Consider the following 21,576-nt stretch of genomic DNA (forward strand, 5'->3'; position numbering starts at 1 on the left):
TATGAAGATACAGACAGAAATTATAGGAACTGGTATTTATGCACCAGGCAAGCCAATCAGCAACCAGGAGTTGATAGAAATGAGCGGGGTCCAATTTGATGTCGAAAAGTTTGAAAGCAAGCTGGGCATTAAAAGCCGCCACATTGCTAAGTACCAAGGACTGAAAGAGTCAACCGCTGACTTTGCCATCAGAGCAGCTCAAGCCGCTATTAACAATGCTGGGCTGACAAATGCCGACATCGATTTAATAATTATTGGAACGGATACTCCAGAATACATCTCACCCGCCACTTCGGTAGTTGTGCAGGGACGCTTGCAAAAAGGGCAGACTCTATCCTACTGTTACGATGTATCAGCTGGTTGTGCCAGTTTCGGCATGGCCTACGATAATGCCGTGCGCATTATGGCTACCGATCATTCTATCCGTCATGCTGTAGTAGTGGGGGTATACAACATGCCGGCTTTTATTCATGACAACAGTAAATATACATTACCAGTGTTTTCCGACGGAGCCGGAGCCTTAGTGATAAAGAATCAAGGCAATGGGGAGCATCTGGCAAGCCAGATGTTGACAGACGGCACGCAGTTTGATTTTATTGGGATATACAAAGGTGGGGCAAAGCACCAACCCACAGCCCAGAATATCGAAACCAAAGAATATGGCCTGGAAAGCCTGAAACCCTTGCCTGGAGATCGCAATGTGGAGCTTTGGCCGACACTCACCCGTAAATTACTTGAAAAGGCTGATCTTGATATTGATAAAGTGGATCATTTCCTCTTTACCCAAATTAATGCAGACGTGATAAAACAAGTCATGGAAATCCTCGGGCAGTCAATTGAAAAAACCACTATGATCATGGATCGTTATGCCTACACCGGATCAGCCTGTATTCCAATGGCCATGCACCATGCTATTCAAGATGGACGAATTAAAAAAGGCCACAAGGTTTTAATGATGGCATCTGGAGCTGGACTGGCAGTTAGTAGTAATTTATTGGTGTATTAGTTATGGACAATAAGCAAGTGAAAGTAGGCATCGTTGGCACTGGAATTTACATTCCAGCCTACTATATAAGTGCTTCTAAAATAGCCGAACAAACCGGAGGTGTTTGGAGTGAAAACGCGGTAATTAATAAATTAGGCATAAATCAGAAACCGATTCCTGGTCCAGATGATGGCACCCAGGAGATGGGTGTTAAAGCAGCAAAGGACGCGCTGACAAATACTGGCATAGATCCCAGGGAGATTGACCTTATAATGTGCATGGGTGAAGAGTACAAGGAATATCCATTAACAACATCAGCCATCTACATACAGGAAAAGATAGGGGCAACGAATGCTTGGGGCATTGACGTACAACAGCGTTGTGGAACAACAATCTCCTGCATGAAAATGGCCAAGGATATGCTTATCGCCGATGAGGAAGTAAATACCGTAATGATTGTCGGGGGATATCGTAATGGAGATTTGATAGATTATCGCGACCCAAGCCTATCCTTTATGTTTAACCTGGGTGCGGGCGCAGGAGCCATTATTTTGAAGAAAAACCATGAAGCAAACGAATTATTAGGAACCCATATCATGACCGACGGTTCCCTGGCACGCGATGTAGCAGTAGAGTATGGTGGCACAGTGAATCCCATTAATGAAACAAATTGCAGAAAAGCCGCAAAATCACTACGTGTATTCGATGAAAAACACATGAAAGACCGCCTCAATGAAGTATCCATAGCTAACTGGATGCATTGTATCAATCAAGCTTTTGAAAAATCAGGTGTTTCCAAAAAAGACCTCAGCTTCTTGGCGAGCCTTCACTTTAAAAAGTCGATGCACGATTTTTTATTAGAGGAATTGGGGTTATCTCAAGAACAGAGTATCTACCTTTCAGACTATGGTCACATCGGGCAGGTCGACCAGATCTTATCAATTCACCTGGCCAACCGACAGGGGAAATTACGTGAAGGCAGCATAATATCAATGATTGCGGCCGGAATCGGATATGCCTGGAATGCCAACGTAATTCGTTGGGGCAAGATAAAAGTCAATGGTCACAATTAGCAACTAAAAGACCTATATATCAACCACAAAGGATTATATATGATCAAAAGTCAAGGTTAATACCTTGTAAAACTAATTTTAACAATTCGTGGGTAGAATTATTTTTGAGATAGGTAAGTAACAAAGCTTTTTTTAAGTAGGAAACAAACAAGAGTTGCTAATCCTTTAGTCTCAACAATAGGCATAGGTTAAAATTTCTTGTGTTCCATATAACAAATCAACTAAATTAAATTCATATGAAAAAAGGAATCAGTATTTGGATGTTATTAATGGTTTTTGCAGTAGGTTTCACTGCTTGTTCTGAAGACGATCCAGTAGAAGAAATTGCAGTGGATGAAAAAGGAATTATTGGTAACTGGGAAGCGACCGATATTTCTGCCATATTAACGAATCTGGGCTACGACGATATGTTGTATGCAAACTTCAAGGAAGATCAGACTTACGAAGTAAAATCTTACATCGCAGGTGTGGAGTACAAACTGGTAGGTACATTTACTCAAAAGAAAGATGCTGCAACAGGCCTTTGGGAGATTACCTTAAACCAGACGAGTATGAATGGAGCACCAAGTGAGATTACATCTAAAGGAATTTTTGAGATTAAAAAGACCACCCCTGTTTCATTGTGGTACGAAGTGGCGCAAACTAATCCGGAAATTTCAGGTGTTTTTCCTCCAACCGCGGAGGCAGGCTTTGGCAGTACAAGCGGTGGTGCCTGGGGAGAGACCAATATTCAGAAATATGTGAAAACAACAGAATAAAGCGAGGCTAAACTGATAAATGAGGCATTCAGTAAAAAGGGTGCCTCATTTTTATACTCTTGCTTTATGCTTGGAAGCTGTTCTCTTAAGGACTAAAAACAAAGAAGTATGAAAAAAATTTTATGGATATTGAGTTTGATACTTTGCTTGGGAAAGCTCCACGCTCAAGATGAAGGTAAAGACATTTTCAAAGACGATTTACCCAAAGAGGAAAATAAAGAACTGCAATTTTTTGCCTTTTTTATCAGCCAAGGGGTGACATCTAATTTTTATCCTGAAAATGTATTTATGAAGGGACAGGTCATCGGGCGTTTATTTGGAGATAATACAACCCAAACTTCAAAGAATAAAACAACACGTTATGTCGAGCAACGCCTCATTCCTTTTTTTATCTATCAACCAAAATTATTTGATGGGAAAGCCTTATTAAGAGCATCTTTTGAGATTGATTTTACCTGGGGAGATGCTTCTTATGGGGCCGGTGGTAACCTAGGTGGTGCCATCTCTGGAGATTTTGTCAATCTTCAAACTCAAAACGTGGAATTAGAGCTAATACCTAATAAATATTGGAAAGTTAACCTGGGATTAATGCGTATGTTTGATACCCCTTATAACCCTTATCGGGTTTATGTAGATAAGATGTTACAAACAGGTTACCGTTTGAGTTACTGGGGGACTGATGCCGTTGGCATTACTGCCCGCCGCGATGATGACATCAGTAATCTTAAAGTGGGTTTCTATCAGTTTTACGAAAACAATATAGAAGAATTGGATGATGTGTTCCTGTTGGAAGGACATTATCAGAGAAAAATAACCCCTCTTTGGAAAATCGGAGGGTCAATTTATCATCTGCAGGATAGAGCCAATGGAGAAGGTGGAGTAAGCATCTATGCACAGGGCCTAAATAGTAAGTTGAATGGTTATAATGGGACTTTCAGGTTTAAGGACTTTGGTACAAGCCCCTATAAAGCAGATATCACCTGGTTAGGTGGATATTTCAGTCGCAATGAAGATTTTATAATGGATCGTTGGCAGATGACGGGCTTTTTTAATTACAACCTCGGTCAAGCTAAAGTAGCAAGCGAAGGCGCATGGGTAAAAGGTGCGGATATAGGTGGTTTTTCAGCCAATGCAAGGCTAGCTTATCGCCATGGTCAAACCATTAACGATTACATTTCCATCGATGGTATATATGCCTCTGGAGATGACAATGCCTTGGAAGATAAAAAGTATTCGGGGGTAATAACAGGGAATACCTGGGGAGCTCCTGCTGGAATTTTTGTAGGTACGGGCACCTATCTGCTGTTTCCACATGCCAATGTAGTCAATCGGTTTACACCGGTGGTAGCTGACCTATCAAATATGGGATATGGCTTGACAGGTTTTAGTATTAAAGCCTCCAAAGACATTGTGCCTCATCGCTTGAACGCAAAACTAGGGTTCGGACATGCAAACAGCAATGTAGCACCTGCTGGCGGTGGCAAAGTTATTGGTTCTGAAGTAAATGCATCCTTATCATACAACCTTGGACCTTTTATGAGTGTGGAGTTGCATGGCGCCTATATGAAACTGGGCAATTTTTATGAAAGTAACGACGACAGCTACAGCTTTGATGTCAATGGGACTGCCGTCACTGAAGGACGGCCGACAGACCCATGGACTGCTTTTATTGTTTACAAATGGTTGTTATTCTAATGATTATGAGAAAGATATTATTGATGATCATCACAGGGCTAGCGCTATCAGCCTGTAACCCCTATAAGCACATTGCGCAAATGGAATCCATGACAAAAGACCTTCAATATAAGTTTCCGGTAAAGTATGCACAATTACCAGACGATTTGAATATTGCCTATGTAGATGAAGGAAAAGGTGAGAAAACGTTGATATTTATCCATGGTCTGGGTAGTTACATTCCGGCCTGGCGACATGAAATAGAGAAATTATCTGGAACTTACAGATGCATAGCCTTGGATTTGCCCGGTTATGGAAAATCGGATAAACCGCCCCATTCAGGCTTAATGTCCTATTATGCACGTACAGTACATGCGTTTATAAACGAGCTTGGCCTAAGTAATTATACATTGATAGGCCACTCGATGGGAGGTCAGATAAGCATGACCTATAGCTTAATGTATCCGGATAAAGCTGAAAAACTGGTATTGGTAGCTCCAGCTGGATTTGAAAAGTTTACCGATGGACAGCGCGATTGGTTCGAGGAAGTTATGACTCCTAAACTAGTCCGGTTAACAACCGCCGATGCTATCGAAAGCAACCTGGCCTTTAACTTCTATGAGCTACCAGATGACGCCCGTTTCATGACAGAAGATCGACTGGCTATGCGCAGTGCTGAGGACTTTCCAAACTATTGCCTCGCCGTGAGTCGTTCCGTAAGAGGGATGGTAACAGAACCGATTCGCAAAAAGTTAAAGGATATTTCCGTGCCAACCTTAATCATCTTTGGAGAGAACGATAACCTGATACCAAACAGATATCTAAATCCAGGTACCACACTTAAAATTGCCCAGTACGGTCATCAGCAGATTCCAAATAGTCAATTGATAATGATACCAAAAGCCGGTCACTTTGTGGGATTTGAGAAAGCAGAAGAAGTTTCGGACGCGATAGAATCATTCGTCCAATAATAAAATATCAATAGTGCATGAACTGTCGGCCTGTTAATATGCCGGCAGTTTTCTATTTTTGATACCATGATGCTAAATAAATTCATTGCCTACGTCGATTCTCTTTTCCCACACGAAATTAATATGCTCAATGAGGCTCAGCAGTTTCAGGATGAGGAGCGTCTGGCAATCTTTCAGGTGATTCTGAACAGACATCAGAATGGGAGGCAACAAACATTTGATAAAAACATTGATAAGCGCAAATATTCGGCCATGATGAAATGGATGCAGGGACAGCTGGACAAAATCGATGTGGATGTCTTTTTTCATTGGATACTGGAAGTGGACAAATGGATACACACCGATACTTTTTCGCGCGAAGAAAGTAAACGCCTAATGAATTATGTGGATAGTATTACATCCACCTCCTATTATTTCATGCGATTTTATGAATTGCTCATCAGTTACCGTGATTACATCCTTATTCGAAGTATCACAGTAAATTATGAGCGTGTGAAGCACTTTTTGGACAAGTATGAAGCAGCTTATCGATACGGTAAAAAAATCAACGAACGACTAAATAATGCCACCGTAGATATTATTGAACAAAGCAAATCCCAGAATATTGCGTCCATTCACTGGGAAAGCTTCTTAATAAAAACCGCTCAGGATAAAGAACTTGATGGTTTCACGCGTTATAAAGCAATGGTACGCCTTAGCTATCTCTATTATAATTATAAGGCCTATAATAAATTGAAAGAGCTCTTAGAGCAGTTTAATCTTGAACTGCAATCGAGCTTGTTTTATTCCAACCGCATTCTGACCAATTATTATAACAATGTCTCCATGATGTATGCCAAGATGCAAGTCTACGATAAGGCCGCTGAATTTGGCTACTATGCCATTCGAAAGGAGAATGCAGACTACATGTTGTATGTAAACAACCTGTGTTCAATCCTGTTGAGACAAGGCAAAAATGAGGAAGCATTAAGGCTAATGGAAGGCGTGAATAAGCGAACAAAAGAGAGGGCTTCTCGATTTAATTACATTGGGTTCATTGGATTATACATTAAAACCCTTGGGGAAAATAACAGTTTTAAGGCGGCTGCCAACATGGCCGAAAGTTACCTGGAAAGTTATCAAAAAGAAATCTTTGAACATCGCTGGCATGTATTCTTTTCTTCCTATTTTAAGGTATTGCTAAAGCTGGAAAGCTTTCGGCGGATTATAAGCCTGGAAAGAAAATTCAATTTACTGCCAAAGGAGAAACAATATTTAAAAACGGGACGTTATGCACCAAAAATATTGGCCTACTTACTTTTGGCCCAATTCAGTGAAGGGAAAATTACGGAAGTAGTCTTTAAGTCAAAACTCAAACAAGCCATTGAAGATTTTAGCAAGCATGATTTTTCAGGGAAGCCAATCCAACGATTACTTAAGGAGCTGTCAGTACTTTATCCTCGCTTGATTAAAGAGGTGCGAGCGGAATTAACGGTTAAGATCTGATGTTTAAAGATAATGGATATTCCCTCTCTCAGCAACGCAGCTGGGCACCCTATTGATGAAGCGGAGGATAGAAAGAATTTTTCTAGAAAACCATTAATTCCTTTTAAATTAGACCTCCATGAATAATTGGCTCCAAGCTGCACATCATCTCACTTCTCATTGCTAAAAATCTCACCTCTGAAGGTGCTTAAGCCTTGTCATTGCATTTAGTTTTATAGGTTAATAAGCTCAAAGTACAATCCCATCTGTAGCAATTCAAATAACGCTGTCCGACTTGTCTCACAAGGGCACTTTTGGCCATATACTTCCCCACATTGTAACTCCTTGCAATGTATTATTTTCATACTCCTTAAGTATAGATGAAGTAATGATAAAGTATTAGCCTGCTATTGCCTCAGTAACTATATTTAAATAGATGAACTTCAGTTCATTCAACCTGTTTTTCTCAAACAATAACCGTTTTTCACGGTCGTACAGCTCCCGAACAAGGCAACATTGTAGGTTATGGAGCCATCATCCACACCTTGGAATTACCTGTCCCTCTACCCGCCAAAATTGCATTGATAAGTACCAAAAACAGGCGCTATGAGACGGATGGTTGGCAGGTTTTCACCCCCAGGCACCAGCCCGAAGACTCACTTTATAAACAGCTGATATTCGCCCTCAAATATGAAGGCATCAACCTGTTGTTTTTTAAGTTCTTGTTCAATACCTTAACAGCAGATGAGGTGAAAGAACTACTGGCCATTGAGCCAACCGGCCAGTACAGTCGTAAAATATGGTTCCTTTACGAGTGGCTGACAGGCACCACACTCGACATCCCTAACCTTGGTGTAAAGAACTTTGTGCCCTTACTTGATGATAAGCTGCAGTTTACCATTGAAGGCCAACGCTCATCACGTCACCGCATCATCAATAACCTGCCGGGCACTCCTGGGTTCTGTCCGCTTATTTATAAAACACCAAAGCTGCAAGCACACATTGAAGCCAATCTGGCCAATAGTCAGCATACCTATTTGCAGTCCATTCACAAAGATGTCCTGCAGCGTGCTTCATCTTTCCTCCTTTTAAAAGACTCTAAAGCATCCTTTACCATCGAAGGTGAAAACCCCGGTAACAATCGTGCCCTCAGATGGGGGAAGGCGATTGGACAGGCTGGCTCCAAAGCCCTCAGCCTCCGGGAACTAATTCGCCTGCAGCAGCTCGTTATCGAAAGCAAGCGCTTTACCCAGATGGGACTGCGTCAGCAAGGTGGTTTTGTTGGTGAGCATGAGCGTTCAACAGGAGAACCACTACCAGACCACATATCCGCCAGACATGAAGATTTAGAGCAATTGATGAATGGTCTTATTGCCACATATAAGCAATTAGAAGCAACTGACTTTGATGCAGTGCTGGCCGCCACATGCATTGCTTTTGGCTTTGTCTTTATCCACCCTTTTGTGGATGGTAATGGGCGCCTTCACCGTTACCTCATTCACCACATCCTGGCCAAGATGAGGTTCTCACAACAAGGCATTATCTTTCCGGTATCCGCATCCATCCTTAACCATATCGATGATTACCGGGTGGTGTTAGAGTCCTACTCACATCCAATTCTTGACTTTATTGAGTGGGAAACCACAGAGGATAATAGCGTGAAAGTAACGAACCAAACCATTGATTACTACCGCTACTTTGATGCAACTGCTCAGGCAGAGTTTTTATACGATTGTGTCCTTGATACTATCAATATTGTCATTCCGGAAGAAGTCAACTACCTGAAGCACTACGATGAGTTCAAGCGCTATATTGACAATCAGCTGGAAATGCCGGACAAGTTAATAGCCACATTGGTCCGCTTTCTGGAACAAAACAATGGTCAACTATCCAAAAGAGCACGTTCCAAAGAGTTCAAAGCCCTCACCAATGCTGAAGTAAAAGATTTAGAAACCCAATACCAAGAGATATTTATGAACAATGACTAAACCATTAACAAGGCTATGCATCTACCCAAAAGATGTGCAACGCATCACCGGGAAAAGTGAAAAAATAAGCAGGCGTATGCTGAATAGCAGCAAAGAAGAACTAATTAAGCGGTACCTCATTGATTAGAAGCTTCAACACTTAGCTTCTACCAAGTTTCGTTTGTCCTCTCCCTAATAAATTTAGACGAATTCAAACAGCCATAAATAAGCTATCAACTAAAAATGTATTTCGAAAAAGTACTGCTTTCAGCCCTATTAAGACAAAAATAGTTGTATACTTGAATCTCGAAATTCTATAAAAAGTTTGATAGCCATGGAAACACCACAGTTAATTGGAGCCCTAGTAGCTTTAACCGTTGCTTTATTCGTCGCTAAAGACGCCGAAAAGAGAGGAATGAATCCTTGGGGTTGGGGGGCTTTTGTTTTCCTTATGTTAATAATTGGCTTGCCGGCCTACTTTATTGCCCGCAAGCCTAAAAAGCAGGAAGACGAATTATAAACAAAGTCAATCATAGGAGTAGCTACTTAATATAGACGCCGCCACTAGCTGTAATTAAACCCTATCAGTACCCGGCCATCCGTTCTCCAAAATATTCCTCACAATCAGTAATAGCACTTTTCGCGATGCTGCTTTCAAGCTTCTGTGTCACGCTCGGTGTGCTTAGTTTTTGCTTTACTGAAATAACGGGCACCAAGGAATTGTCCAATAATTGCAATCACGATAAACAATGGAATAAAAATGACTGGAATATCCAACCCTATCCGAAGAGGAACTAGTATAGGAATAGAAGCGTGTATAAGCAACCACCAGGGCCAACTCATCTTTTTGTAATTAGCTCTGTATTTTCCCAATATCAGATTAATGCCCAATGAGGCTAATGAAACATAAACAACTGCCATTCCCTTAAGATCTATTTCTGCTCAAAAGTATTATAATTGAGAAGAGATACAAAAAAGGTTAGAATAGAATACCGCCAAGCACTTGCCCCCTTATTTACTCCCTATTGGTATAAAAACACCTTTCAATTTAACAAGATATATAAAAACATTCCGTCATTACATTTGCTGATATCACACATTACACTTCCATTCAGGCACTTGCTTCTGCCCTCCATTACTAGTAAGCAAAAATATTTTTCGCTTATACAATAATCCACTCTCAAGTGGGTTATAATGGCGGGAAACAACACTATTCACACTTAATAATCTAACATTATGTACAAAATGTTATCTACCCTGTTATTATGGGGTATATACCTGTTTGCAACTGCTCAATATCAACCATCTGCGCGCGGAGAAGTTGTAGAGCATACTTACTTTTCATTATCCTACAAGGAAAGCCATGAGCAAGCCGAGTGGGTATATTATCAATTAACACCGGCGCTGGTTAGCGGACAGCAAAACCGAACAGACAATTTTCGGCCAGATTCGAAAGTTTCTACCGGCTCTGCTTCGTTAGCCGATTATAAATCGTCGGGATACGACAGAGGTCATTTGTGCCCGGCGGCCGATATGAAGATAAACAATAAGGCTATGCATGAAACCTTTTTGATGAGCAACATGTCCCCCCAAGACCCTTCGTTTAATCGTGGTATCTGGAAAAAGCTTGAAGCAACAGTAAGGTCTTGGGCGCTGTCGCAAGGACCTATTCATATAGCAACGGCAGGTATTTTGAGCGCTAACTGCGCCTGTATTGGTCCAAATCAGGTGGCTGTGCCGTTATACTTTTATAAGGTTATTTATGCCCCGGCAACACAGATGATGATCGCTTTTATTTTGCCCAATGAAGGCAGCAACAAACCTCTCCAGTCATATGTGGTATCGGTGGATGAAGTAGAACAGCGCACCGGTTTAGATTTCTTCCCTCAGTTGGATGATAAGCTGGAGAACCGCTTAGAGGCGCAATCCAAGCCGGAACAATGGTCATTTGAAGCGCCTGCTTCCTCTCCTTCAACCACACAGTCTGCTGCCACGGACACTCAATGCACAGCCAAAACAGCAAAAGGAACACGCTGTAAGCGACAAGCCGCGGCAGGCACAACTCATTGCTGGCAACACAAAAAGTAAACCAGATTTTTCCATGTAGCCATCATACAAACCGACCAAATTAATACCTTCCATCTTTAGCAATATGGTGCTTCAATATTGCATTTGATGAGTAAAAAAACACCGGTATAAAATAGTTGTTGGTCTGATAAATAAAGTAAAAAGGCTGGTGAGTATCGATTCCTCACCAGCCATACTAATCTTTGAATCATTGCCTTCTCCCCTGCAATAGCATGTGTACAAAACAGTTACTAACTAAAATGCTTTATATCCAGTTTATAGTAACAAACCCACACTCAATCCAAACATTATTCTAATTACTCTTTCTCAGTCTTTTGGCTGTCAAAAGGGCTATTCGATCACCAATTATTGATTATTAATACTCTTTAGAGCCACACTGGCAAGCTTTTGCATGGTTTCAACATCCATCAAGCCGGTATTTCTGGTTAATATCTTCCCATCGGCATTTAAAAAGATGAGCGTAGGAAACCCTTTTACCTGATGCTGTTCTCTGGCCACCTGTCTTAACTGACTGTCTTTTACCGGATCGAGCTTTAAGCAAATAAAATGCTTGCTTACATAGCTGGCCAAAGATGCATTGGTATATACATTTGCCTCCATTTGCTTGCAAGGAACGCATCCTTTGGTTGAATAATTCACAAAAACACCTTTACCTTCTTTCTTTGCTAGAGATAGTGCTTCTTCGAAACCAATACTTTGAAATTCGATCTGCTCTTTTTTTTGTGCGTCCAGCTGATAGGTACTCAACAGCATAATTGCGGATAATAGTAATAATTTCATTCTTGATATTTTTATAACAGGTACTCTACCAAGGTATTTAGCTAATCGGCTTAGACTTGGAGGATACCTGTTGATTGATAAAATTTAATCGACTGAGCTTGTGGCAACTGGTTTAATTCAGATGTTTTACCAGTAAGATCTCCAATGCTTTATCTGAGGGACGAGGAGCATCTGCTGAGATAATGACTCCTTCTTTATCGAATAACATGAAACGTGGAATGCGATTGATGTTATAGGCGGTTGCGACTGGTGAATCAAAGTCATCATCGGCCATCAGTTGAACACCGGTCAGGTTGTTATCCTTAACAAACTCACGCCACTTTTCAATATCTTTAGCTTTATCCAGCGACAAACTTACGAAAGTAACGGGTTGTCCATGAAATTTTTTCTCCAGTGCTTGCAAAGCAGGAATTTCAGCTTTACAAGGCCCGCACCAGGTTGCCCACAAATCAATATATACCAAAGTCCCTTTAAAATCAGCAAACTCATGAAATTTGCCATTAACGTCTTGTGCCTTAAAGTTGAATCCTGACGTGCCTTCGGTAAAATTACGAATACTAATCTCATGCGCTTCTGCCTGCTCCTGAAGGTAGGGAGTTGACAGGTAGGGCGAAACAAGTTGTTTATAATTCAGATAGTTATCATCGTAAGTTTTATAGCGCTGGATGTTATCAACCGCAAAGTAGCCTTTCAGCAGTTCGTTTTCCACCGTTGCAAGCTGGGCTTCAAGTCGCTGCTGAGCGTTTGACATATCAATTCCGGCATTCATCACTTTATACATGGAGTATGAACGCATGAATTCGCGCGTATTGGCCAGTTCGAGCAAGCGTTCAGTATCAGCTGCTTTTTCGTTCAGTATCTGCTCGTAAAAGTCTGGATACATATCCTTGGATGGATGCTTTTGCTGCGGGGTAAACAGAAAGTTGACTGCCGCAACCTTGAGATCCAAATCCACCATTAAACCCAATAATTCATCGAAAGAGGCATCATTGGTTCGAATCAGTTTTTTAAAATCATCAGCCTGTTCTACAAACTGAGGCAAAACCGGGAAAAAATCTTCGTAAGACAATAGATTATATTGAAACCCATGGGAATAAGTAAACATAGAATCAGCTATTGAATTCCACTCACTCAACACCCGGTTCTTCACGCAATTACTTTCAATAAGCTGATAATCTCCATCACTTAAAAGTATATTTACGTTAACGCCTTTATCAAGGTAAAAACGTTTAAGATTATGCTCTTGCTTCACTGGTCGTTGAACACTGCTCCACAACACATTAACCACGTACAATCCAGGCTCATCAACAGGACAGGCAAAGCCAAATTCGCCGTTTTCATTTAGCCTAGTCGTTGAAATTGCATGGATGGTTCCGTGCTCCACCTTGCACAAGTGTATCTCTCTGTCTTTTGCTTCCCCTTTAAAAACGCCTGTTATCTGGGCGTAATTTCTGGTGTCTTCTTTACATGAGAATAGGCAAATAGCGCCCATAAAGCACACTAGCGCTGCTTTAAATATCGTTTTCATTAAGTATGATTTTTGTGAATGAGAAAGAAAGGGAACTGACCGGCATTGTTGGTAGTAATGTATAAAATACAACGGGTCAAATGGAAAAAGCCGGGCAAAGCAGGTAACACTAACATCCCCTTCATGCTAACTATTACCTTTACTTCACCCGGCCCTTAATTAGATTTCTATTTTGAGTTTTGCTTTAAATTCACATTTCTTGACAATGCTTCAACAGAAAACGGATGAATATAAAGGTGCGACTCTGGCTCTAAAGTGTAGGTTTGTCCATTGTATGTACGCGTTAAAGTTACCGCATACTCCGGCTCAGTATTTAAGCGCCTTAAATCCCAATACCTATTTGGTGTCAGGTTAAGCTCACGAGCTCTTTCATCAATGATAACAGCCATGGCTTCCTGCGTGTTGGCAGCAGTAAGCGGCACGTAATTTTCAGGTCTGATTCGTTTCGCACGCAATTGATTCACTAAGTCCATCGCAGCATCAACTTCGCCTTGTCTGGCCATACATTCGGCTTTCATTAGCAAAGCTTCAACTGACCTTAAGCCACCGGGATTCGCCTCAAAAGCAAAGGTCATTAATTTATAATACATACAGCCTTCGATAAGGTTAGGGTTGTATCCAAAAAATAATTCCAGACGCAAGTCTCCAGTTTCGAAGTTTTGAACAAATTCAGGACTCACCACCGAAAAGTATAAGCCCATAAAGTTATGTCCATATCTAAACAGATTGTTTTCAGCCATTTCATATCCAACACGAACAGCAAATGGGTTACCAGCTGTTTGGTTGGCATAGTCAACCATATCAAAAATATAGTCGTTATAGCTCAGCGACTGATCAGCTGCAACGAGAGCCTTGTCAAATTCCTTTTTAAATAAATGCACCTTCGCTTTTAGTGCATAACCAAAGGCTTTGCCCGGACGAAATGTATTATCTGGTGTTTCAGGTAACCACTCAATGGCTGCATCTATATCCTGCTCAATGGCGTCGTATACCACCTGCACGCTGTATTGTTTAAGCACAGACTCCAAATCCAATTGATAGGTCAGAATTATACCATTATCCGTAGCCGCAGAATTAGCCTGATAATGCTTGGCATAAAAATTAACCAGGAAAAAATAATTGTAAGCGCGCAAAATACATGCCTGTGCTTTTACCTGTTGTTTAAAATCGGCATCGCCCTCTGATTCATCAATATTTTCGATAATAATATTATAGTTCGAAATCCGCTTGTAACAGTTATTGTACAACCTATCGGTCTCGATAAACTTGGCACGATCGGCACTCTCATCAAATGTAACATTGGCTTTAATTACCGGATACTGATCTTCGGTTAACCAACTCTCCCTCATCACAAAGCGTTCACCAGTTAAATAACCAATATCATTGTGCGGAAAATCAAAGTAGACATCATTCTCTAATAAGGCTGAGAACTCCTCGGCCGTTTCCAACAGTTTACGTTTTTTAGGTTCTATGTCCAGATAGTCATCACATGCCATTAACAGAACACTAAAAAAGGCGATATATATGATATTTATTTTTTTCATTTTCGTTTCATTTTACAATTATAGCTCTTAAGCTTCTTATTGGCTTCAGTACCTAAGCACTTAGGCCATAAGATTTGTATTATCGATTAAAATCCAAACTTTACACCCACCGACCAGGACGGCATTTGAGGGGAAAGTCTGTAGCCACGATTGGCCATATAAGCTTCCGGATCTATGTTATTGCCAGCCGCACTCCAATATATTGGATTTGTTACCTGACCTTTGATTTGCAGGTAGCGAGCGTGGAATTTTTTCGCAATGTTCTCTGGTAAGCTATACGCCAGTGTAACGTTTCGCAATTTGATGAAATCAGCATCTTTCACGTGTATATCGGCATACTTCCAGTGGGCTTCGCGGTAGCTATTATAGCTGTAAGTAGCCATACGCGGAATGTTTGTGTCTGTATTGTCAGGTGTCCACGCGTTTGCAACATCTTTATGGATATTTCCGTCAGAAATACGATCATACAGCGGGGTCACATCCTGGCGTAACTTATGCCCACCATAAAAAATGACCAGGGCCGACAGTTCTATATTTTTATATCTTAAGCGGTTACTAACGGACCCATTAAATACCGGATCGATTTGCCCCATGCGAACCATTGCATCCGGATCATTCAATTGATCATTAGCTACAATATTGCCATCAGCATCATAAACCGAAGGGTCACCTTCTTCCGTAAGTCCTGCATAACGGAAAGCGTAAATCGAATTAAATGCTTCTCCTTCCAAATAGTAATCTTTTGGTGAAGTCAAAAGGTTGTTTCCATCAGTAACTTCGAAATTAACCTTGTCAATTTCATTTTTATTATAAGAATACACCAGTGAGGTATTCCAGCTAAAATCATTGTTTCTGAACCAATCGTAGGCAATTGACAGCTCGAAGCCCCTGTTCGACATGGCTCCATTATTGACCTTGGCGCTTGGAAAACCTGTTGCCGGATCCAGTTTTTTATTGGCCAAAAGATCCGTACTTTTCCTGTAGTAGGTATCGATTGCTCCAACCAAGCGGTTATTAAACATGGCAAAATCCACCCCAACATTATAGGTACTGGTTTTTTCCCATCGCAATAAAGGATTGGGCGGTGAAAGTATAATAGCTGCCATGTTACCCGTTTTATAGTTATTCATAAGAGATGCCAACAAGTATGGGCTTGTTGATTGATCAGCATGACCATTAATGCCATACGATCCTCTAAGCTTCAACATGTTCAGCCAATCTCTATCCACCAGAAAATCTTCTTCAGACAGGTTCCAGCCGGCGCCAAATGACCACAAAGGACGGTAGCGGTATTTTGGATCAGAACCAAACAAATCGGTCTGGTCAACCCTTACACTCGCAGTAAAATTATATTTATGGCGCAAGGTATAGCCTGCATTGGCATACAAAGAAAAGAAACGGTGTGTTACCTCGTTAAGATAATCGTCAGGCTCCAAACGTTGAGCATTCAGGTTGTATAACTCACCTGGCACTCCATTCACAAGAGCCTCCCAGTCCATGTATTCGGTCGATAGAATCTTATCATCGTAACCATAAACGGTAGTGCGTTGAAAATTACGTGATGCTTCCATGATTTCGGTTCCCGCAATAGCCGTTATATTATGCTCGTCTAAAAAGTTACGATCAAAGTTTAGCTGATTCCGAAAGGTATAGTTATCGTAACCAGTAAAAGCACTTTGCAATGCGCCATTATTCGGTACATAGTAGTTTAATGACTGACCATCCAGAACCGCATAGCGATTGATCATCTCACGCATTTTAAAGCTCTCTTTCTCAGAATACCTGTTTTCTTTATTTCTAATACTTTCGTACTGGAATTTGGTGGTATAACTTAGCCCATCGAATAGTTGTAAATTCGCGTCAACAAACAGACGGAGGTTCTGATTTTGTGATTTTCTGAAATCCTTGTCCAGCTCCTCCATCACATTATAACCAATATCATGCATCCCTTCAATCTGCTGTATTTCAGCTAGTCGTTTGAGATTGTACTTATAATATCGAAGTGGATTGCCGTCTTCGTCCATCATTTGCTCGTAAGGCATGGCATCAGTCATCCCTCTAAGTCCTGCATGATTTTTTGAGCTTTTAAAAGATAAATTACCGCCATAGCTCAATGAAAACCATTCTCTTAGTTGAAGTTGATTTTTGAGGTAGAAGTTATAAGCCTTATCATTCTCATTTTGAACCAACAGTTTATTAGTAGTGGCATTGGCCGAAAGCACCAGGTTCGATTTTTCACTGGCATTTCTGAATGTCAGATTATATTGCTGCCTCAGCGGGTTTTGATAAACTTCATCGCGGTACTTGCTACGATAGTTGATGCCTCTTAGCGTGCTGATTTTGCCATCAACCTCGTTTTGTGTCAACTCCCCATTGGCCAGCATTTTGTAATAGTTCACCACCTTTGAATAAACCCGCTGTTCACTATCCAATGTATTAAAGTAACCAACAGGATCAGCCTGGTAATTTGGATTATTTTCCAGGTAATGCAACTCATAATCAATCACATCGCTTGAAGAAGCATAGTTAAAGTAATCAAGATCCGGTTTATCCGTCACCGTCCAATCGGCACTAAAGTCAACCTGTGTAGTTCCCTTTTTGGCCTTTTTGGTGGTCACCACCACAACACCATTTGAAGAACTGGCGCCATAAATTGATGCCGCCGCCGCATCTTTTAATACGGTTACCGATTCAATATCATGCACATTAATGGCCGAGAAACCACTCGTTGTGGGTATCCCATCCACAACAACTATGGGACTGTTCTGAGAACTGAATGTTCCTTTCCCCCTGATAACCAACTCCCCATTGTAAGAGTTAAGACCGGCCACCTTTCCTTCTAAAGCGGTTGTAATGTCCGATACAATCTGTGTTTCCAGGTCTTTTTCGTCAACAATAGAGTAAGAGCCGGTTGAGCGTTCTTTAGAAATTGTTTGATAACCGGTAACAACCACTTCATTTAAGCCGGCAATGGTTTCGGTTAGGATGATGTTGAATTGAGATTTATCTCCAATAAGTTCAGTTACAGTATCAAATCCCAACATGCTTATAAACAGAACAGGTGCTTCCTGAACGCGTGGGTATTGTAATGCAAACTCCCCATTTATATCGGTAGCTGTTCCAATAGTGGTGTTCTCCAACATAACAGCAACTCCGGGCAAAGGCTCGCCGTTCTGATCCGTCACTTTACCGGTAATGGTAACTTTCTTTTCGGGCTGTTGCGTTACCTGATTCACTGCAGGTGATGCTTTTTTGATAATAAAGGCATCATTCTTTTTTTCGTAGGTCAGCCCTTTATCAACGAGTATCTCATTCAGAATTTCTTCCAAATTACCACTCACATTTACCTCCAGATTGTCAAAATTACTCACATGTTCCTGGTTGAACACAAACACAAACTTGGTTTCACTTTGAATTTTCCAAAGAAGTTGCTCGAGGCTGATGCCTTTTTCATTAATTGTGACCATTTGGCCTTGCGAGAACACACTGGCACTCACCTGCATAAAAGCAGCCAGCAAAAAAACTGACGTAAGTTTCATAACTCTCATCCATTTCTCCTCTCTTTTGCCCAAAGGCATCAAGAGGTGTAACATTTTTTTCATACTTTTGTTATTGCATTTGACATTGAGCCAACTCGTTATTGGCTTTAATTAACTCACTGGGGAGTGCTGGTAACACTCCCTAGTTTTTTTGAGTGGGACTCACCACTATATTGTTGTTATCAATTTTAAATACTATTTCTTCCGTTGCCTCAAGCATCTCAAGAATACTGGTAATACTCTCATAGCGCTTTAGGTACAGGGAATATTCACTATACTTTATTTGTTGATTGGTATAAAAAACGTTGGTATTATACCAGCGTGACAAGTCATCTAAGATAACCTCCAAAGTAGCCCGGCGATACATAAACATCCCGTCTTTCCAGGCGGTATACTGCGCTGCGTCCACCTCATGTATCACTGTTTCATCGGAAGTAATTACTGCTTGCTGGTTAGGCTTTAAAATATCGCTGCTCCCATTAGAACATAAAGCAATGCTTCCCTCACAAAGGGTCACATAATTGGCCTTATCAGCGCCATAGGCTCTGATGTTAAAAGCGGTTCCTAATACCCTTATCCGGTTGGTTCCCGAATACACGTAAAACGGTTTTTCACTATTTGGTGCCACCTCAAAATAGGCCTCCCCTTTTATGTATACACTGCGGCTATCGCCTGCAAAGTGCTCGGGATAACGTAGCTCCGACTCAGCATTGAGCCAAACGCTGGTTCCATCGGCTAAGCTCAACTGGTATTCACCCCCACGAGGTGTCTGTAAGATGTTGTATTTTATTTCACTCGATTCTCCTGCATTTTGACTGTAGCTAAGCCTGCTGGCATCAATTGTTAGCTCTGTATTACTTAATATGATTGTGGTATCATTCTCTCCCAGCTCAACCGATTGGCCACTGGCCAATGTTAAAACAGCTCTGTTGGAACCCGGCTGAATCGCTTCGCTCGTTTGGGTAGGAACTGTCTTTTTCATCGGGGCATTGGTATTCAAAAGCCAGTAAACACCAAAAATTACTAGGAGAGATGCCGCCACACTACCAGCTTGCCAAAGTACCTTTTTAAGCGGGAACACCGACTTGTGCAGTATTACTTTTGCTTGCACCTTCTCCCAGGCCTGTTCGGCACTAAAACGCGCCATGGCCTCCTTTCTGGTCTCCACAAACTCTTCGGCTTTGATCTTTCTGTAAAGCTGTGTGTTAGCGGGCGACTGATTCAGCCAGTCATTCAACTGCATTTGCTCATCTTCATTCAACCCCCAACTCATCTCTTTGGTGATCAATTGAATAATGCGTTGACTATCTATATTTGAACTATTCATTTTTAATGACATTGTTGACTTAATACACTTTAAGGACGTAGGTGGGTGAACCGGGTGAAAAAAAAATGTGATTATCGAAAAAATTGCCACCCAACAGAAGACGCCTACTGAAGGCATCGGGTCAAATAGGCGACCCAGTTAAAGGCTTGTAGCAATGCACTTAGCCAAATAGCTGAGTGCTGAGTATCGCCAACTCAAACACGTGATCTTTTAACAGCTCCCTCAGCTTGGTATAAGCATTTTTTTTCAGTGTTTTAACGGTATTGATGGAGATGTTTAAGCTTTGGGCAATTTCATTATTCGCATAACCCCTTAAGCTTAATTTAATAATATGCTGACTTCTTTCCGGTAGTTGACCAACTGCCTGATGCAGCACATTGAATACTTCCTCCTCAATGTAAGCTAAATCGATAAGCTCATACCCCTCAGCGGGTTCATCACGGAATTTTTGTTGAACCTTTTGATGGCGTAAGTAGTTGAGGCTTTTATTTCGGCAAATGGAATAAAGATAGACCTTGGCCTGCTTGAGCGACGCCTGCGAATGCCGGTTTCGCCAAAATTCAATCATCGCATCCTGAGCAATATCTGAAGCCACATCCTCAGCACGGACAAATTCATCACAGAAATTACTTAACGCCGGGTAAAAAGCATCAAAAAACAATTTAAAGGATGACATGCTTCCCTGTGCAATTTCTTTAATATGTTGATCGCTAATGAGCATTAAACGTAGCTTTTCGGCATTTAAAGGGACAAAACTAGCAAAATATCAACAATCTGCTTTTTTAAAAATAAAGAGGCGCAAATAAAATTTATCAGAGCGATACACCATCCTTAAATAAAGGGATTGAGTATCAGGGAACCTACAGCAACCGCCAGTAGCAGCCACAATATGAAAGCAGAACAAATTTTGCTTGTTGTGAATATTATCCAGATATCATTAATAATTAAATTCGTGGCCTTCTAAGTATAAAAATTATTTCTATCTTCATCGTATCGAAAAATATTAACCATACCTCGTTATCAATGCAATCTGTTATACAAGGACAATACTTCCTGATGGACAGAACATTAAAGTCAGTGAACTTCTTCAATAGTTCGGTCAATGCCAACGAGCTCTGCATTTATGAGGTGTTTCGGGTAGAAAACGGGAAACCGCTTTTTCTGAAAGAGCATATTAGCCGACTTAAAAACAGCCTGCAGATTGCCAATAAACAAGCCAATATTAAAATTGAATATTTATCCAGAAGGCTAAAAACATTATTCGCTGCCAACACCATTACCAATGGCAATGTAAAGCTGGACCTGCGCTTTATGGATAGCGGAGAACAGGTGTTTATGGCCTATTTTATCCCCACCAATTATCCAACAGCAGAACAGCTGGAAAAAGGTATTCAGTGTAGCCTTCAGTTTGCCGAACGCCATCACCCAAGGGCGAAAATTTACAATGCCAAGGTAAGAGAAACAGCTAACACAATTATTGAACAGCAACATGTCTACGAAACCTTGTTGGTGAATAAAGACAACTGCCTCACCGAGGGAAGTCGCTCCAATCTGTTTTTTATCCAGCATAACCAACTGATTACTGCCGATGATTCGCTTGTACTGCCTGGTATCATGCGACAGCAGATAATCAACATTGCTCAAAAATTAAATATCGCTGTCATATATAAATGCTTGCCAATTGAAGAAATTGAGCAGGTAGATGCCGGATTTATCAGTGGTACTTCCCCACGCATGCTTGCCATCAATCAAATTGGCCCTCATCCCTTAACAGTAAACAATCCTGTTTTCGCACAACTAAGAGACGCCCTCAACCAACACATTGCTGCACAACTGACCTAAACCTACTGGATGGATGCAAAAAAGGAGGGTTGCCCC

At 41.1% G+C, this 21,576-nt stretch carries 18 protein-coding genes; 11 read left to right on the forward strand and 7 right to left on the reverse strand.

Annotated elements, in window-relative coordinates; all coding sequences use genetic code 11:
* The first annotated feature begins 1 nt into the window (after position 1).
* The 9 genes from ACSX1H_RS13005 (at position 2) to ACSX1H_RS13045 (ending at position 9,412) form a co-directional block, all read left to right on the forward strand.
* Entirely contained in the window at positions 2-1,006 is a 1,005-nt protein-coding gene (locus ACSX1H_RS13005; RefSeq protein WP_439184521.1) for a 3-oxoacyl-ACP synthase III family protein, read from the forward strand.
* A 2-nt stretch (positions 1,007-1,008) separates the two neighbouring features.
* Positions 1,009-2,058 (forward strand): 3-oxoacyl-ACP synthase, encoded by a 1,050-nt coding sequence (locus tag ACSX1H_RS13010; protein WP_439184522.1) that lies wholly within the window; start codon positions 1,009-1,011, stop codon positions 2,056-2,058.
* Between the two features lie 236 nt (positions 2,059-2,294).
* A complete protein-coding gene (locus ACSX1H_RS13015; RefSeq protein ID WP_439184524.1) occupies positions 2,295-2,816 on the forward strand; it encodes a hypothetical protein in 522 nt (173 codons plus the stop codon).
* Positions 2,817-2,924: 108 nt separating this feature from the next.
* Positions 2,925-4,511, forward strand: coding sequence for a hypothetical protein (locus tag ACSX1H_RS13020; protein ID WP_439184526.1), 1,587 nt, complete (start codon positions 2,925-2,927; stop codon positions 4,509-4,511).
* Positions 4,512-4,516: 5 nt separating this feature from the next.
* Positions 4,517-5,461 carry an alpha/beta fold hydrolase gene (locus ACSX1H_RS13025; RefSeq protein WP_439184527.1) on the forward strand — a complete coding sequence of 315 codons (945 nt, stop codon included), beginning with the start codon at positions 4,517-4,519 and terminating at the stop codon, positions 5,459-5,461.
* 66 nt (positions 5,462-5,527) lie between these two features.
* Complete coding sequence (locus ACSX1H_RS13030; protein ID WP_439184528.1) at positions 5,528-6,946, forward strand: hypothetical protein; 1,419 nt, start codon at positions 5,528-5,530, stop codon at positions 6,944-6,946.
* Positions 6,947-7,470: 524 nt separating this feature from the next.
* Entirely contained in the window at positions 7,471-8,913 is a 1,443-nt protein-coding gene (locus ACSX1H_RS13035; protein ID WP_439184529.1) for a Fic family protein, read from the forward strand.
* Positions 8,906-9,040 (forward strand): hypothetical protein, encoded by a 135-nt coding sequence (locus tag ACSX1H_RS13040; protein ID WP_439184530.1) that lies wholly within the window; start codon positions 8,906-8,908, stop codon positions 9,038-9,040. The genes ACSX1H_RS13035 and ACSX1H_RS13040 overlap by 8 nt, the downstream gene beginning before the upstream one ends.
* Positions 9,041-9,226: 186 nt before the next feature.
* The gene (locus ACSX1H_RS13045; RefSeq protein ID WP_439184532.1) at positions 9,227-9,412 is read left to right on the forward strand and encodes a hypothetical protein; all 186 of its coding nucleotides are present in this window, start codon (positions 9,227-9,229) and stop codon (positions 9,410-9,412) included.
* A gap of 134 nt (positions 9,413-9,546) precedes the next feature.
* Here ACSX1H_RS13045 and ACSX1H_RS13050 read toward each other — a convergent pair whose 3' ends face one another.
* On the reverse strand, positions 9,547-9,813 hold the full coding sequence (locus ACSX1H_RS13050; protein ID WP_439184533.1) for a hypothetical protein: 267 nt from the start codon (positions 9,811-9,813) through the stop codon (positions 9,547-9,549).
* A 315-nt stretch (positions 9,814-10,128) separates the two neighbouring features.
* Between ACSX1H_RS13050 and ACSX1H_RS13055 the strand changes: the two genes are divergently transcribed.
* On the forward strand, positions 10,129-10,980 hold the full coding sequence (locus tag ACSX1H_RS13055; RefSeq protein WP_439184534.1) for a DNA/RNA non-specific endonuclease: 852 nt from the start codon (positions 10,129-10,131) through the stop codon (positions 10,978-10,980).
* A 345-nt stretch (positions 10,981-11,325) separates the two neighbouring features.
* Here the strand turns inward: ACSX1H_RS13055 and ACSX1H_RS13060 are convergent, their stop codons facing one another.
* The 6 genes from ACSX1H_RS13060 to ACSX1H_RS13085 form a co-directional block, all read right to left on the reverse strand.
* Entirely contained in the window at positions 11,326-11,760 is a 435-nt protein-coding gene (locus tag ACSX1H_RS13060) for a thioredoxin family protein (protein ID WP_439184535.1), read from the reverse strand.
* A gap of 112 nt (positions 11,761-11,872) precedes the next feature.
* Positions 11,873-13,288 carry a TlpA family protein disulfide reductase gene (locus ACSX1H_RS13065; protein ID WP_439184536.1) on the reverse strand — a complete coding sequence of 472 codons (1,416 nt, stop codon included), beginning with the start codon at positions 13,286-13,288 and terminating at the stop codon, positions 11,873-11,875.
* A gap of 167 nt (positions 13,289-13,455) precedes the next feature.
* Positions 13,456-14,832, reverse strand: coding sequence for a RagB/SusD family nutrient uptake outer membrane protein (locus ACSX1H_RS13070; protein WP_439184537.1), 1,377 nt, complete (start codon positions 14,830-14,832; stop codon positions 13,456-13,458).
* 86 nt (positions 14,833-14,918) lie between these two features.
* The gene (locus ACSX1H_RS13075; RefSeq protein ID WP_439184538.1) at positions 14,919-18,434 is read right to left on the reverse strand and encodes a SusC/RagA family TonB-linked outer membrane protein; all 3,516 of its coding nucleotides are present in this window, start codon (positions 18,432-18,434) and stop codon (positions 14,919-14,921) included.
* A 79-nt stretch (positions 18,435-18,513) separates the two neighbouring features.
* Positions 18,514-19,698 (reverse strand): FecR family protein, encoded by a 1,185-nt coding sequence (locus ACSX1H_RS13080; RefSeq protein WP_439184540.1) that lies wholly within the window; start codon positions 19,696-19,698, stop codon positions 18,514-18,516.
* Between the two features lie 160 nt (positions 19,699-19,858).
* Positions 19,859-20,419: an RNA polymerase sigma-70 factor gene (locus ACSX1H_RS13085; RefSeq protein WP_439184541.1), complete on the reverse strand. Its 561-nt coding sequence runs from the start codon at positions 20,417-20,419 to the stop codon at positions 19,859-19,861.
* 302 nt (positions 20,420-20,721) lie between these two features.
* Here ACSX1H_RS13085 and ACSX1H_RS13090 point away from each other — a divergent pair, with 302 nt between their 5' ends.
* The gene (locus tag ACSX1H_RS13090; protein WP_439184542.1) at positions 20,722-21,540 is read left to right on the forward strand and encodes an aminotransferase class IV; all 819 of its coding nucleotides are present in this window, start codon (positions 20,722-20,724) and stop codon (positions 21,538-21,540) included.
* Positions 21,541-21,576 lie beyond the last annotated feature (36 nt).

It is taken from the genome of Carboxylicivirga taeanensis (assembly GCF_051851475.1).
In the GTDB taxonomy this organism is placed as follows: domain Bacteria; phylum Bacteroidota; class Bacteroidia; order Bacteroidales; family Marinilabiliaceae; genus Carboxylicivirga; species Carboxylicivirga taeanensis.